This is a genomic window from Duganella fentianensis (assembly GCF_009857835.1).
GTDB classification, from domain to species: Bacteria; Pseudomonadota; Gammaproteobacteria; order Burkholderiales; family Burkholderiaceae_D; genus Rugamonas; species Rugamonas fentianensis.
On the sequence record NZ_WWCL01000004.1, the window covers coordinates 44355 to 58959 of the forward strand.

Below are 14605 nucleotides of genomic sequence, written 5' to 3' on the forward strand. Positions count from 1 at the left end.
GTAGGCGCGCGAGCGCCGGATTACTGGAAGTCATGGAATACAGTCCTCCGCCACTTTTCAAGCAAGGTGCTCCGGCCCGGGTGAAGATGATGGTGTTTGCGTGCATTTCGATTGCACTGCTGCTGGCCGATTCACGTGTGCGCACCCTGCAAACCGTGCGCAAGGTCGCCGGCACCATTCTGTATCCCCTGCAGATGGCGGCCCTGATGCCGCGCGACGCCTTGTATGGCGTCGGCGATTATTTCTCGTCCCTGTCGGCACTGGAAAAACAGGTGCGCGAGCTGAAACGCCAGCAGATAGCCAGCGCCTTGCTGCTGCAGCAGGCGCAGCAGCGCGTGGCTGAAAACAACCAGCTGCGCCGCCTGATCGATGCGCGCGAACATCTGCCCATCAAATCCATGCTGGCAGAAATCCTGTACGACGCGCGCGACGTCAACAGCCGCAAAATCATCCTCGACCGCGGTAGCCAGCAAGGCCTGGTTCTGGGCCTGCCCGTGATCGACAATCAGGGCGTGGTGGGGCAGGTGACGCGGGTGTTCCCGTTTACTTCCGAAGTGACCCTGCTGACCGACAAGGAGCAGGCGATTCCCGTGCAGTTGCTGCGCAATGGCTTGCGCAGCGTGGCCTATGGCCGGGGCAAGGCCGGCACGCTGGAGCTGCGCTTTACGGCACCGAATGCCGATATCCAGGTAGGCGACATCGTCGTCACCTCCGGCCTGGACGGCGTGTATCCGGCCGGTCTGGCCGTGGCGCGCGTGTCGCAGGTAGAAAACAGCGCGGCCGGTTCCTTCGGCGGCGTGATCTGCCAGCCGCTAGGCGGCATCTCCAACAATGCCCAGCTGCTGGTGCTGCTGTCCGTGCCGGACATGCCACCCCGTCCGCCGGACGAGGAACTGCGCCAGCCGCGCAAGCACAATAACAAGATGGCGCCGATCAAAGACCCGGCCAAGGAAGCCGATGCCGCTGCTACGGCGGCCGCCACAGCTGCGGGCGCAGCCCCTGCGGCCACCGGTACGGCGCCTGCCGCCAACGGCAATGGCGCACCGGGCCTGATGCCGGTAATGCCGGCCACCCGTCCGGCGCCGGCACCTACCGGTGTAACGGAAACGGCCACGCCGGCCACCTCCACCGCCACCCTGACCGGCGCGCCGCCGGGTGCCCGCCCGGCAGCGGCCACGGCGCCTGCCGCCAGGCCGGCCGAAGGGCCTGAGCGCGCCAAAGCCAAGGAGATAGCGCGATGAACCGTCCTTACTACATCCTGCTGCCGGTGAGCCCCATGTTCATCGCCTTCAGCCTGTTCTGCGCATTTTTACTCAACCTGCTCCCGTGGGGTAACTTCATCGGCGTGCCGGACTTCGTCGCGCTGGTGCTGGTGTTCTGGGGCATACACCAGCCGCGCCGGGTCGGCATCGGTACGGCGTTCTGCCTCGGCCTGCTGATGGACGTGCATGATTCCACCCTGCTGGGCGAGAATGCGCTGGCCTACACGCTGTTGTCCTATTTCGCCATCATGCTGCACCGGCGCGTGCTGTGGTTCCCGCTGGTGACTCAGGCCATGCATGTGTTCCCGCTGCTGCTGATGGCCCAGTCCATCCAGCTGCTGGTGCGCTTCATCGTGTCCGGCAAATTCCCCGGCTGGTTCTATTTTGTCGAAAGCGCCGTATCGGTGGTGCTGTGGCCACTGGCGACCTGGATATTGCTGGCGCCTCAGCGGCGGGCAGTGGACCGCGACCACACCCGTCCGATCTGACCCCGCGCTGGCAGTATGACTGAGCTTAAGGATAATCAGCGTGAACTCTACCAGTTCCGCCTGCGCCTGACGGTGCTGGGCGGGCTGGTGTTCATCTGTTTCGGCCTGCTGCTGGCGCGCTTCATCTGGCTGCAGGTCTACAAGCACAGCGACTACGTGGCGCAGGCGGAAGAGAACCGCATCGCCATCGTGCCGATCGAACCTAACCGCGGCCTGATCCTCGACCGCAACGGCGTGGTGCTGGCGCGGAACTACTCCGCCTTCACGCTGGAGATCACGCCATCCAAGCTGAATGCCACGCTGGACGAAACCATCGATGAGCTGTCCAAGCTGATCACCATCGAAACCAAGGATCGCAAGCACTTCAAGAAGCTGCTGGAAGAATCGCGCGGCTTCGAGAGCGTGCCGCTGCGTAACCGCCTGACGGATGAAGAGGTGGCGCGCTTTTCGGCGCAGCGCTTCCGCTTTCCCGGGGTGGAAGTACAGGCGCGCCTGTTCCGCCAGTATCCGCTCGGTGATATCGCTTCCCACGTGATCGGCTTCATCGGCCGCATCAACCAGTCCGAGGCCAAGCTGATCGCGCAGATGGACGATGCGGCCAACTACAACGGCACCGACCATATCGGCAAGGAAGGGCTGGAAAAGAGCTACGAGAAGCAGCTGCACGGGATTACCGGCTACGAAGAAGTGGAAAAATCGGCCGGCGGCCGTGCCATCCGTACCCTGTCGCGCACGCCCGCCACGCCGGGCAGCAATCTGATTCTGTCGATCGACATCGAACTGCAGAAAGTGATCGAGGAAGCTTTCGGCGAATGGCGCGGTGCGCTGGTGGCGATCGAACCGGCCACGGGCGACATTCTGGCCTACGTCTCGCGCCCCGGCTACGACCCCAATCTGTTCGTCGATGGCATCGATAGCCAGAGCTGGAACGAGCTGAATAACTCGCTAGACCGGCCCATGGTCAACCGGCCCCTGTCCGGCGCCTATCCGCCCGGTTCCACCTTCAAGCCCTTCATGGCACTGGCCGCGCTCGAACTGCACAAGCGCACGCCGGGCCAGACCATCTACGATCCCGGTTCGTTCACGCTGGGCGGGCATAAATTCCGCGACGATAAGCCGGGCGGCCACGGCACGGTGGATATGTACAAGGCCATCGTGGAATCCTGCGATACCTATTTCTACATCCTCGGCAACGAGATGGGCATAGACGCCATCCACGATTTCATGAAGCCTTTCGGTTTCGGCCAGATTACCGGCATCGACCTCGAACACGAAAAGCAGGGCGTGCTGCCATCGAAGGAATGGAAGGCCAGCCGCTTCAAGAAGAATCCCGCAGCGCAGAAGTGGCAGGGCGGCGACACGATATCCATCGCCATCGGCAACGGCTATAACAACTACACGCCGCTGCAGCTGGCGCACGCGGTGGCCAATCTGGCCAACAACGGCGTGGTGATGAAGCCCCACCTGGTGAAGATCATCGAAGACAGCGCCACCCGCACGCGCAAGCTGACCGTGCCCAAGGAAAGCTACCGCATACCGCTCAAGCAGGAAAACATCGACATCATCAAGAACGCCATGGTGGGTGTGACCCTGAGCGGCACGGCGGCGCGCGCCTTTGCCGGCGCCGGCTATACCTCGGGCGGCAAGACGGGTACGGCGCAGCTGATCGCAATTAAGAAAAACGAGAAGTACAACGCCAGTCTGATCGCCGAACGGCTGCGCGACAATGCGCTCTATACGGCTTTCGCACCGGCCGATAATCCCCGCATCGCCATCGCCGTGGTGGTGGAGAACGGCGGCTTCGGTGCCGGCGTGGCAGCACCCATCGTGCGCAAGGCGCTCGACTACTACCTGCTGGGCAAACGCCCGCATGAAAAAGAAACCACTGTCGTACCGCGCGAGGACGCCGAACTGCGGTCCGTGCAGGACGTGCAGGCCGAGCAAGGCCTGAGCGACGAAAAACGTCCCGGCGCCGAAACTCCCGGCAACAAGGAATAAGGGAAACCATGCATATCAACGAAAGGCGCTCGCTGTGGCGCCGCCTGCGACCATATTTCACGGTATTCGATGTACCGCTGGCGCTGATCATTACGGCCCTGCTTTCGGTGGGACTGGTCACGCTGTACTCGGCCGGCATCGGCATACCCGGCAAGGTGGAAGACCAGCTGCGGAACATCTTCCTCGCCTTCATGGTGATGTGGGTGGTGGCGAACATTTCGCCGCAGATGATGATGCGCATCGCCGTTCCGGCCTATCTGGTGGCGGTGGCGTTGCTGGTAGGCGTGGCGCTGTTCGGCACCATCAAGCTCGGCGCGCGGCGCTGGCTGCACGTAGGGGTGGATATCCAGCCATCCGAATTCATGAAGATCGCCATGCCGCTGATGCTGGCGTGGTTCTTCCAGCAGCGTGCCGGCCAGCTGCAGTGGGTGCATTACGCGATTGCCGCCGTGCTGCTGGCGATCCCCGTGGGCCTGATCGTGAAACAGCCCGATCTCGGTACTGCGCTGCTGGTGGTAGCCAGCGGTTTCGCCGTGATCTTCCTGGCCGGTCTGGCGTGGAAGGCGCTGATCGCGCTGCTGGTGGCCGGTGCCGCCAGCCTGCCCGTGATCTGGTCGGTGCTGCATGATTACCAGCGCGAGCGCGTGATGACGCTGATCGATCCTACGTCCGACCCGCTGGGCAAGGGCTTCCACATCATCCAGTCCACCATCGCGGTAGGCTCGGGCGGCATCACCGGCAAGGGCTGGACCCACGGCACCCAGGCCCACCTCGAGTTCATCCCCGAGCGCACCACCGACTTCATTTTTGCCGTGTTCTCGGAAGAATTCGGCCTGACCGGCAATCTGGTGCTGATGGTGCTCTACCTGCTGCTGATAGGCCGCGGGCTGGTCATTGCCGGCAATGCGCCCACCTTCTTCACCCGTTTGCTGGCCGGTGCGGTCACCATGATTTACTTCACCTATGCCTTCGTCAACATGGGCATGGTGAGCGGCATCCTGCCGGTAGTGGGCGTGCCGCTGCCGTTCATGAGTTATGGCGGCACCGCGTTGCTGACGCTGGGACTGGGCGCCGGCATCCTGATGAGCATCCAGCGCCACCGCAAGCTGGTGCAGACTTGACGCGCGGCGGGAGCGCACAGCCATGATAGAGATGAAGGACACCGAGCGCGAGCTTGCGCAGTTCCGTGCACGTATCACGGTGCTGGTGGGACTGGTGCTGCTGTGTTTCGGCCTGCTGCTGCTGCGCTTCATCTGGCTGCAGGTGATCAAGCACGACGAATTTGCCACCAAGGCGGATGAAAACCGCATCGCGCTGGTGCCCATCGTGCCTAGCCGCGGCCTGATACTGGACCGTAACGGTGTGGTACTGGCACGGAATTATTCCGCCTTCACGCTGGAGATCACTCCGTCCAAACTGGCCGCACCGCTCGATGAAGTCATCGACCAGCTGTCCAAGCTGGTGCTGGTGGAGCTGAAAGACCGCAAGCGCTTCCGCAAGCTGCTGGAAGAATCCAAGAATTTCGAAAGCGTCCCGCTGCGCAACCGCCTGTCCGACGAAGAAGTGGCGCGCTTTACTGCGCAGCGCTTCCGCTTCCCCGGGGTGGAAGTGCAGGCGCGGCTGTTCCGCCAGTATCCGCTCGGCGAAACGGCATCCCACGTAATCGGCTATATCGGCCGCATTAACCGCGCCGAAGCCAGAGCGCTGGAAGAGGGCGACGACGGCGCCAACTATAACGGCTCCGATTACATCGGCAAGGAAGGGCTGGAAAAGAGCTACGAAAAGCAGCTGCATGGCGTTACCGGCTACGAGGAAGTGGAAGTTACTTCGCGTGGCCGCGCCATCCGCACGCTGTCGCGCAAGGCTGCCGTAGCGGGCAATAACCTGATCCTGTCGATCGACATCGAGCTGCAGAAAGTGGTGGAAGAAGCGTTTGGTGAACGGCGCGGTGCGCTGGTGGCGATCGAACCTTCGACCGGCGATATTCTGGCCTATGTGTCGCGGCCCGGCTATGACCCCAATCTGTTCGTCGATGGCATCGACACGGCCAGCTGGAATGAGCTGAATAATTCGCTGGACCGGCCTATGGTCAACCGTCCCCTGTCCGGCACCTATGCGCCCGGGTCCACCTTCAAGCCCTTCATGGCGCTGGCCGCGCTGGAGCTGGGCAAACGCACGCCAAGCCAGATCACGCCCGATCCCGGCTTCTACTACCTGGGCGGCCACAAGTTCAACGACGACCTGGTGGGTGGCCATGGCGGGGTGGATATGCGCAAGTCCATCATCGTATCGTGCAATACCTACTACTACGCGCTGGGACATGACATGGGCATAGACATGATCCATGATTTCATGAAACCGTTCGGCTTCGGCCAGCTGACCGGCATCGATCTGGAAAACGAAAAGACCGGCGTGCTGCCCTCGCAGGATTGGAAGCGCAAGCGCTTCAAGGGCGCGGCCGGCAAGTGGGTGGGAGGCGATACCATCTCGGTCAGCAATGGTTCTGGCTACAACGCTTACACACCGCTGCAGATTGCCCACGCTGTCGCCAATCTGTCCAACAATGGCGTGGTGATGAAGCCTCATCTGGTGAAAATTCTCGAAGATGGCGGCAGCCGCGCGCGCAAGCTGACGGTGCCCAGGGAGAGCTACCGGATCCCTCTGAAACAGGAGAATATCGATTTCATCAAGAACGCCATGGTGGGCGTGACCAGCGAAGCTGGCGGCACCGGCTTCCGTGCCTTCAGTGGCGCTGCCTACACGGTGGGCGGCAAGACCGGCACTGCGCAGGTGATCACGATTAAATCGGGCGACAAATACAATGCGGCCAAGCTGGCCGAACGTTTGCGCGATAATGCCCTGTTCACCGCCTTCGCACCGGCCGACAAGCCGCGCATTGCGCTGGCGCTGGTGGTGGAAAATGCCGGCAAAGGCGGGGTGGAGGCGGCACCGATTGCGCGCAAGGCCATCGATTACTATTTGCTGGGCAAGCGTCCGGCTGAAAAAGACAGCACCAGGGTTGCGCGCGAAGATGCCGTGGCCGTGGTGCCGGTGGAAGGCGAGCTGCTGGAACAGCAGGCCGCAGCGGCCGAACAGGAACGCCAGAACGCGCAGGCAGTTGCAACGGGTGTTGCACCGGCTGCCGCACCCGCAGCTGCACCTGCAGCCGTACCTGCGCCGGCAACGGCTAGAAAAAAACAGTAAGGAGACAGGCATGCGTTATTACCGGAGTCGTATCCTCACATGGCTAGCCGCACTGGCAATGCTGGCGCTGGCCGGATGTACTACGGCGCCGGTAGTCAGCGACACCGCGCGTACGCCGCGCCCGACGGCGCCAGCGGCGACCGTGCTGCGCGCACCGGCTGCCGGCAAGCCCGCTACCGGCCTGCCGGATCTGCCGCCTGCCAACTCCGGCCGCGGCGGCTATTATCAGGATGATGGCCCCGGCGATGCACCGCCGCCAGATCTGGAAAACGTGCCCGATGCCGAAGTGCGCAACGATCCGCTGCTGCCATTCTCCAACCGGCCCTACACGGTGTTCGGCAAAACCTATACGCCGATTACGGATAACCGGCCCTACACCCAGATCGGCGTGGGCAGCTGGTATGGCAAAAAATTCCACGGCCAGCGTACTTCGTCCGGCGAGCTATACGATATGTACAAGATGACGGCGGCCCACCCTGTCCTGCCGATTCCGTCCTACGCCCGCCTGACCAATATGGTGAGTGGTGCAGTGGTCATCGTGCGGATCAATGACCGTGGCCCGTTCCACGCCAACCGTGCCATCGACGTATCCTACACGGCAGCCTTGAAACTGGGCCTGCTCGGCAAAGGCAGCCATGAACTGCAGATCGAACGCATACTGCCGGACGAAGTGGACCGCATGCTGGCTACCCGCAGCGGCGTATCGGGCACGGTGGCGCCGCGTCTGGCCACGCAATCGGCGCGTAATAGCGCCGGTGCCGGCCTGCTGGGACGCGGCGATGCCGGTCCGCCGCTGCTGCTGACGGCCGCCACGGCGCTGGGCGAATCAGCCCCCGCCAGTGCCAGCGAAATCGAAGCGCTGATGCGCGATGACCGTGCGCCGGGCGAGGCCGAGGCGGCACCTGCCAGGGCGAATTTCTACCTGCAGCTGGGCGCTTACGCCCGCGCGGAAAATGCCGAAGCGGTACGCAGCAAACTCAATGGCAGTGGCCTGAGCGGGCTGGAAGTGGTGAAGAATGGCGCGGTGCACCGCCTGTACACGGGGCCGTTCGCCAGCCGTCAGGACGCATTGCAGGCCGCGCGCGGCCTGCCTGCTACGCTGAATCTGAAACCTATCGTCATCCAGCGCTAGGCCGAGGCCCGGGCATGAGGCCCGGCCCGCATGCGGCCGCTCGTGCGCGCCGGCGGCGCGGCACGCGGCTTATTTGCAGCTGTGGGCTTCGGTGCCGGGGAAGCTGCTACGCAGCTGTTCCAGGCGGATTTTCAGATCGGGATCGACATCGCGGAACTGGAACGACAGCAGTTTGCTGCCGCTCATGCGCGGCGCGATCTTGGCTGTGCGTACGCCCTGTTTCATCAGCGCGGCCAGCTGGTTCTGTGCCGCTGTTTCCGTCTTGAAGACGCCCAGCGAAATGGCCCAGCGCATAGGCGTGTTATCGCTCATGATGAAGTAGTTGTGCACGCCCAGCCCGCGCAATTCGGCAGCCTTTTTCTCTGCGCCTTCCTTGCTGCCCTGCGGCGGCATATACACCACATAGCTGGATATTTCGCTGCCGGGCAGGTTGTGGCGCGACTGGCGATCGCCCAGCTTGAGGGGCGCAAGCACGGTTTCAAAGCGGCGCGCATCGGCCAGCACAAAGCTGGAAATCTCCACACAGGCCAGAACTTCCGGCGCCGGTTTGGCAGCAGCACCAGCACTGGTGGTGCCGGTCGCAGCGGCACTGGCGCCATTCGCGCTGCTGGCGCTACTGGTGTTGCTGGCACTATTGGCTTTTTCTTCCGAGATGATGAGCAGCTTGTCGGCATTGAGCTGGTTGCTAAGCCGCTGCGGCTCGCGTTCGTTGCCGCTGAAGTGGCCCAGATAGCCTTTGCCATAGGCGTACAGCCCAGCATTTACTGCTAACAGCGACCAGAAAATAAATTTCAGCACGACGCTTTCCTTGAGTGTTACCGCCTAGGTGGCGCTGCCGCTGGCAGCGTGCAGGCCGATCAGGACGATGTTGTCTACCATGCGATACGGCACGGTGAGCATGGGCGCGATGAACTGGGCTGCGCCGCCCGACAGCAGGCATACGCTGGCCTGATGGCGCTGGAAGGCATGCTCGATGGCGCCGCTCTGCGCTGCCAGACAGCCGCTCAGAATCGCATCGTCCGTGTTGTCGGCAAATCCATCCGGCAGCTTACCGTCTTGCGCGATCTGCGGCAACTGCGCCGTGTTGCGCGCCAGCGAACTGGCCATCAGGCCCAGACCGGGCATGATCATCCCGCCGAGGAAACGGCCGTCGGCCGTGACGGCATCAATGGTGGTGGCCGTACCGCAGTTGGCCACGATGACATCGTGGCCGCGCGCCAGCACATGGCCGGCAATGGCGGCAGCAAAGCGGTCGCAGCCCAGCTGGGCGGGGTTGCGGTAGCCGTTCTGCAGGCCCGCCAGTTCGGCCACCGAGGCAAACCAGCTGATGGTCTGCTCGGGCAGCAGCATGGCGGGGAAGGTACGCTGCAGCACGTATTCCAGCTGCACGCGCAGCGCGTTGCCGGCCACGTTGGCGATGATGATGCGGTCGACACCGTGTTCGGCCACGGCATCGTGCAGATGCAGTTCCAGTTGCGGCAGGTCGGCATGGCTGACGGCACCATGGGCATACCATGCGCCCAGTGTGGCGCCGTTTTCCACCAGCGCCCATTTGACCCGCGTGTTACCTGCGTCTATCAGTAGAATCATATTAGTCCGGAAGGGTTGGATTGGGCGCTGCCGCGCCGGCTGATGCGGGGTTCAGGCGCAGCGAGACGTCGCCCGATAGCACTTCGACCCGGCCCGCCGGCGTATCGAGCAGCAGCCTGCCGATGGCGTCCACGCCGGCTGCGCGGCCCTGCTGCAGCACCTGATCATGGTCGAGGATGACGACTTCACGCCCGTGCCATGCATGCAGGGCGTTCCAGCGTTCGCTGAACGGAGCGAAGCCGGTGTCGTCGAATTCGGCCAGCACGGCGGCCAGCCGGCTAAGCAGGGCGGCCACCAGCTGCTGGCGCGGCATCTGCGCCAGCCACGGCGCTGCGGCCACGCTGCGGCCTATCTGTGCTTCCAGCTGGTCCGGCATCAGCAGATTCAGGCCCACGCCGATCACGGCCCAGATGGCGCCGTCCGTATCGCGTTTGGCAGTCTGGCTTTCCACCAGTATGCCGGCCAGCTTGGCGCCGTCGCGCAGCAGGTCGTTGGGCCATTTGATCTGGACTGGTACGCCCAGACTGCCCAGGGTTTCGGCCAGCGCCACGCCAACGGCCATGGGCAGGCCGGACATGCGGTGCAGCGGCCCCTTGAAGCGCCAGGCCAGCGAGAACATCAGCGCCGCACCCGGTGCGGACAGCCAGCTACGGCCGGCACGGCCCCGTCCTGCAGTCTGCTGGTGGGCGATCAGCAGGGTAGGGCCGGCCAGCGTGTCGATGCGGGCCAGCAGATCGGCATTGGTGGAGCCGGTCTGCCCGACGATTTCGATGGCGACGTGGCTGGCACTGCTGGCGCAGGCGGCGCTGATGGCTGTGGCGTCCTGCTGTCCGAGTGCGGCGGCCGTCGTTGTTAGCTGCGCTGCCGGTGGAGTATGTGGCTGCGTCATGCCTCACCTTTGCGCGGTTTGTGCGGTGCGTTGCCGAAGGCCAGATCGTACAGCCAGTTGGGCAGCAGGCGCAGCAGCTTGGCGACGATGCCCATCTGCCACGGGATCACCCGGTAGCTGCTGCCGCGCGCGATGGTCTGCACAGCCTTGCGGGCAAACTGCTGCACCGGCATCAGGAAGGGCATGGGGTAGGGATTAATCTGCGTCATCGGCGTATCGATGTAGCCGGGGCAGATGGTGACCACGCGGATGTCGTGCCGCTTGAGTTCCAGCCGCAACGATTCGCAGTAGCTGATCACGGCCGCTTTGGAAGCGCTATACGCTTCTGCACCGGGCAGGCCACGGATGCCGGCCACACTGCCGATACCGACCAGCCGTGCCGCTGTGCCCTGTGCTTTCATGGCCGGAATGAAGGGCGCGAAGGTGGCGGCCGTGGCCACCACATTGGTGGCAATCACGGCTTCGAATACGGGAATGTCTTCGGAAAATTCAGTCAGCGTGCCGACCGAGATGCCGGCATTCGCTACCACCACGTCGATGCCGCCTGCATGGGCCAGGAAGTCCTGCGCAGCCGCTGCAATGGCCGCATGGTCGCGCACATCGACCGCATAGGCGCGGTGCCGTTCGGGGTGGGGCAGGCTGGCGATCAGCTGGTCCAGCACAGCGCTGCGGCGCGCCAGCAGGCCCAAAGTAGCGCCCTGTGCGGCATATTCGGCAGCCAGTGCCGCGCCTATGCCGCTGGAAGCGCCGGTGATGAAAACCCGGTCAGGCGCGGCGCCCCGTATCGACATGCTTATTTCTTTTCCGCTTTGGCCTTGGCGACCAGGATATCCATCACCTGCAGCGCCTGTGCGTGCAGCTGGGCTTCCGAGCTAGCGCTCTTGCTGCCTTCGTTCGCCATGGTGGGGGAGGTGATGTACTTGCCGTCGATGGCGATCAGCGGCCACGAGTCCACCGTGTAGGCATCCATCATGGAGCCGGCACGGCGCACGCTGCCGGCCACGCCGAAGCCGCGATAGGTATCGATGAACTTCTGCTTGTCGATGCCCTGCTTGGCGATGAAGTCGAACACCATCTCGTCGCGGTTCATGCGGTTATGGTTGACGTGCATCTCCTGGAAGATCTTGCTGTGCATGGCGTCGTTCATCAGGCCCATGGCGATCAGGGTGAAGTACATTTTCTGCTGTGGCAGATCGTTGCCCTGACGGGAAATGTGCATGCGCTTGAAGACGATGTTGTCGCCCTGTTTTTTCGCCCATGCCGTCAGGTCTGGATCGAAAGCATGGCAATGCGGGCAGGCGTAATCGAAGAATTCCAGCACTTCGATTTTCTTACCCGCTTCGACTGGCTGCTGCTGCGCCAGTGTGCGGTATTCCACGCCGTTCTTCGGATCGGCCGGCGAGGCACTCGCCATGGCCACCACTCCCAGCATCAAAGCCCCTGCCAGCCATTTCATGAAACGCATAGAACTACTCCTGATACACGATAGGTTGAATTCCGACTGATGGATACGGTCTTATTTCTGGTTGCGCACCACGGCCACATCGATGCCATTTTCCGACAGCTTGCTGCGCACCTTGTTCATGGCTTCCACCTGATTGAAGGGGCCCATGCGTACGCGGTGCAGCACGCCGTTGTCGGTCGCACGGTCCGACACATTGGCTTCGAAGCCCAGCAGGGCCAGCTTGGCGCGCGCGCTCTCGGCATCGCTGACTTCGCGGAAGGCGCCGATCTGCAGATAGTAGATGTATTTTTCATCGCCGCTGTCGGCTGCCACTTTGGCCGCTGGCACGGGGGCGACATTGGTGGCAGCTGGCGTGGTAGCCGGCTTGCTCTTGTCGACCACAGGTGCCTGTGCGGGTGCCGGGGCAGCCGGTGTCACCGCGCCCTGGATCTTGTCGACGACTGACTGCAGCGGATCGGCAGCCGGTGCTTTCGGCGCGTCTTTGGAGAAGTCGCGCGCTGCTTCACGGGCCGCATCCTTGTTGCCATACATAGGCTTGTTCGGATCGGCCGTCTGTCCCGCCGTCGGTTCCGCCGTCTTGCTGCTGCGGCCCTTGTCGGTGAACGGGGTAGCACCCTTGTTGATAACGAGTGCCACCACCACGGCGATCGACAGGCCGATCACCAGCCCGATGACGATGCCGATAATGGTATTGCCGCGCTGACGCGAGAGGGCAGGAAGACGGGAGCGGAAAGTCATGGTGCGGGACATCCTCGGTAATTACATCTTGTTCGGTGCCGAAACACCGATCAGTGCCAGACCATTGCGCAGCACCTGACGGGTGGCCACCATCAGCGCGATACGGGCCGCTTTCAGCGCTTCGTCTTCCACCAGCACGCGCTCGGCGAAGTAGAAGCTGTGCAGATTGGCGGCCAGATCGCGCAGGTAGAAGGCGATCTGGTGCGGACCCAGTTCGGCCTGGGCACGCGCCAGCGTTTCCGGATAGGCGGCCAGAGTCGCCAGCAGGGCGGCTTCGGTCGGTGCCGTCAGCGGCGACAGGTCGACATTGGCCAGCTCCGCTTCGTTGCCGGTCCACTGTTCCAGCATGCGGCAGATACGGGCGTGGGCGTACTGCACGTAATAGACCGGATTTTCGTCCGAAGTTTTCAGCGCCACATCGACGTCGAACACGAACTCGGTATCGGCTTTACGCGAGATCAGGAAGAAGCGCACCGCATCGCGGCCTTTTTCGATATCGCCGCCACCCGACCATTCGATCAGGTCGCGCACGGTGACGTAGGAACCGGCACGTTTGGAAATCTTGACTTCCTCGCCGCCCTTCATCACGGTGACCATCTTGTGCAGCACGTAGTCAGGGAAGCCTTGCGGTATGCCCACGTTGACAGCCTGCAGGCCGGCGCGTACACGGGCGATGGTGCCGTGGTGGTCGGAGCCCTGCACGTTGATGGCCTGGGTAAAGCCGCGCTGGAATTTGACGATGTGGTAGGCCACGTCCGGCACGAAGTAGGTGTAGGTGCCATCCTTCTTGCGCATCACGCGGTTCTTGTCGTCGCCGTAGTCTTCGGTTTTCAGCCACAGCGCGCCTTCTTCTTCGTAGGTCTTGCCGGACTTGTTGAGCATGTCCACGGCGGCATCGACCTTGCCGTCCGAGTACAGCGAGGATTCGAGGTAGTAGTTATCGAACTTCACGCCGAAGGCCTGCAGGTCGATATCCTGCTCGTTACGCAGATAGGTGACGGCGAACTGGCGGATCGATTCGATATCTTCTACGTCACCACTGGCAGTCGCAGGTGCACCATCGGAAGCGGAGACGGTTTTTTTGAGTTTGAAATCTTCGGCGATATCGGCGATGTAGTCGCCGTTGTAGGCCGATTCCGGCCATGCCGCGTCGCCCGGTTTGTAGCCGCGCAGACGTGCCTGTACCGAATTGGCCAGCGTCTGGATCTGTACACCGGCGTCGTTGTAGTAGAACTCGCGGGTGACATCGTAGCCCTGCGACTGGAACAGCGAGGACAGCGCATCGCCCAGCGCGGCCTGACGGCCATGGCCTACGTGCAGCGGGCCGGTCGGGTTGGCCGAAACGAATTCGATGATGACTTTCTTACCGGCGCCGGCGCTGGCGCTGCCGAAAGCGGCGCCCTGTGCCAGCACGGCTTTGACCACGGCCTGCTTGGCTGCCGCGCTGACGCGCAGGTTGATGAAGCCGGGGCCGGCGATATCGGCCGATTCCACCAGACCCCGGGCAGCCGGATTGGCCAGCAGGGCATCCACCACCTTGGTGGCCAGCTCGCGCGGGTTCATTTTCAGCTGTTTGGCCAGCTGCATGGCGATATTGCAGGCGACGTCGCCGTGCGAAGGATCGCGCGGGCGTTCCAGTACGACATTGGCAACCACTTCGGTGCCGGCCAGCAGAGGGGCCAGAGCGGACTGGAACAGGGCGGAGATATCTTGTTTTTGTTGGGCGAGCATGGTCAATGGGGCGGTCTAGCCGCGCAATAGGTCGGGTTGGTCTATCCAGAAGCGAAAACGGCCGGTACGCTGGCACCGGCCAAACAGCGGTAATTATACTGGTTTGCT

General features: G+C 63.0%; 13 protein-coding genes. 6 read left to right on the forward strand and 7 right to left on the reverse strand.

Annotated features, from left to right (window positions below):
* The first annotated feature begins 32 nt into the window (after positions 1–32).
* From mreC to GTP23_RS17300, 6 genes are read left to right on the forward strand one after another with little or no spacing between them, the layout of a single operon-like run.
* Complete coding sequence (gene mreC, locus GTP23_RS17275; RefSeq protein WP_161036285.1) at positions 33–1241, forward strand: rod shape-determining protein MreC; 1209 nt, start codon at positions 33–35, stop codon at positions 1239–1241.
* Positions 1238–1750, forward strand: coding sequence for a rod shape-determining protein MreD (gene mreD, locus GTP23_RS17280; RefSeq protein WP_155434210.1), 513 nt, complete (start codon positions 1238–1240; stop codon positions 1748–1750). Before mreC ends, mreD begins: the two co-directional genes overlap by 4 nt.
* Positions 1751–1765: 15 nt before the next feature.
* Positions 1766–3748, forward strand: coding sequence for a penicillin-binding protein 2 (gene mrdA, locus GTP23_RS17285; RefSeq protein WP_161036286.1), 1983 nt, complete (start codon positions 1766–1768; stop codon positions 3746–3748).
* A gap of 8 nt (positions 3749–3756) precedes the next feature.
* A complete protein-coding gene (gene rodA, locus GTP23_RS17290; RefSeq protein WP_161036287.1) occupies positions 3757–4869 on the forward strand; it encodes a rod shape-determining protein RodA in 1113 nt (370 codons plus the stop codon).
* A 22-nt stretch (positions 4870–4891) separates the two neighbouring features.
* Entirely contained in the window at positions 4892–6952 is a 2061-nt protein-coding gene (mrdA, locus tag GTP23_RS17295; RefSeq protein ID WP_161036288.1) for a penicillin-binding protein 2, read from the forward strand.
* 10 nt (positions 6953–6962) lie between these two features.
* Entirely contained in the window at positions 6963–8084 is a 1122-nt protein-coding gene (locus GTP23_RS17300) for a septal ring lytic transglycosylase RlpA family protein (RefSeq protein WP_161036289.1), read from the forward strand.
* A 69-nt stretch (positions 8085–8153) separates the two neighbouring features.
* On the opposite strand, the gene GTP23_RS17305 is transcribed toward GTP23_RS17300, so the two are convergent.
* Genes GTP23_RS17305 through argS form a run of 7 tightly spaced genes read right to left on the reverse strand, consistent with a single transcriptional unit; the run spans position 8154 to position 14497 of the window.
* The gene (locus GTP23_RS17305) at positions 8154–8882 is read right to left on the reverse strand and encodes an SPOR domain-containing protein (protein ID WP_161036290.1); all 729 of its coding nucleotides are present in this window, start codon (positions 8880–8882) and stop codon (positions 8154–8156) included.
* Positions 8883–8906: 24 nt separating this feature from the next.
* Positions 8907–9674, reverse strand: a complete 768-nt coding sequence (locus GTP23_RS17310; RefSeq protein ID WP_161036291.1) for a type III pantothenate kinase — start codon at positions 9672–9674, stop codon at positions 8907–8909.
* A gap of 1 nt (position 9675) precedes the next feature.
* On the reverse strand, positions 9676–10563 hold the full coding sequence (locus GTP23_RS17315) for a biotin--[acetyl-CoA-carboxylase] ligase (protein WP_161036292.1): 888 nt from the start codon (positions 10561–10563) through the stop codon (positions 9676–9678).
* Positions 10560–11354, reverse strand: a complete 795-nt coding sequence (locus GTP23_RS17320) for an SDR family oxidoreductase (RefSeq protein ID WP_161036293.1) — start codon at positions 11352–11354, stop codon at positions 10560–10562. Before GTP23_RS17320 ends, GTP23_RS17315 begins: the two co-directional genes overlap by 4 nt.
* A gap of 2 nt (positions 11355–11356) precedes the next feature.
* On the reverse strand, positions 11357–12028 hold the full coding sequence (locus GTP23_RS17325) for a thiol:disulfide interchange protein DsbA/DsbL (protein WP_161036294.1): 672 nt from the start codon (positions 12026–12028) through the stop codon (positions 11357–11359).
* A 51-nt stretch (positions 12029–12079) separates the two neighbouring features.
* On the reverse strand, positions 12080–12766 hold the full coding sequence (locus tag GTP23_RS17330) for an SPOR domain-containing protein (protein WP_161036295.1): 687 nt from the start codon (positions 12764–12766) through the stop codon (positions 12080–12082).
* 21 nt (positions 12767–12787) lie between these two features.
* A complete protein-coding gene (argS, locus tag GTP23_RS17335; RefSeq protein WP_161036296.1) occupies positions 12788–14497 on the reverse strand; it encodes an arginine--tRNA ligase in 1710 nt (569 codons plus the stop codon).
* Positions 14498–14605 lie beyond the last annotated feature (108 nt).

Excerpts from the sequence above, each read along its gene's own strand:
- argS (WP_161036296.1), bottom strand. The coding sequence starts at position 14,497 with ATGCTCGCCCAACAAAAACAAGATATCTCCGCCCTGTTCCAGTCCGCT.
- GTP23_RS17310 (WP_161036291.1), bottom strand. The coding sequence starts at position 9,674 with ATGATTCTACTGATAGACGCAGGTAACACGCGGGTCAAATGGGCGCTG.
- mrdA (WP_161036286.1), top strand. The coding sequence starts at position 1,766 with ATGACTGAGCTTAAGGATAATCAGCGTGAACTCTACCAGTTCCGCCTG.
- rodA (WP_161036287.1), top strand. The coding sequence starts at position 3,757 with ATGCATATCAACGAAAGGCGCTCGCTGTGGCGCCGCCTGCGACCATAT.
- mreD (WP_155434210.1), top strand. The coding sequence starts at position 1,238 with ATGAACCGTCCTTACTACATCCTGCTGCCGGTGAGCCCCATGTTCATC.
- GTP23_RS17320 (WP_161036293.1), bottom strand. The coding sequence starts at position 11,354 with ATGTCGATACGGGGCGCCGCGCCTGACCGGGTTTTCATCACCGGCGCT.
- GTP23_RS17315 (WP_161036292.1), bottom strand. The coding sequence starts at position 10,563 with ATGACGCAGCCACATACTCCACCGGCAGCGCAGCTAACAACGACGGCC.
- mreC (WP_161036285.1), top strand. The coding sequence starts at position 33 with ATGGAATACAGTCCTCCGCCACTTTTCAAGCAAGGTGCTCCGGCCCGG.
- GTP23_RS17330 (WP_161036295.1), bottom strand. The coding sequence starts at position 12,766 with ATGACTTTCCGCTCCCGTCTTCCTGCCCTCTCGCGTCAGCGCGGCAAT.
- GTP23_RS17300 (WP_161036289.1), top strand. The coding sequence starts at position 6,963 with ATGCGTTATTACCGGAGTCGTATCCTCACATGGCTAGCCGCACTGGCA.
- GTP23_RS17325 (WP_161036294.1), bottom strand. The coding sequence starts at position 12,028 with ATGCGTTTCATGAAATGGCTGGCAGGGGCTTTGATGCTGGGAGTGGTG.
- mrdA (WP_161036288.1), top strand. The coding sequence starts at position 4,892 with ATGATAGAGATGAAGGACACCGAGCGCGAGCTTGCGCAGTTCCGTGCA.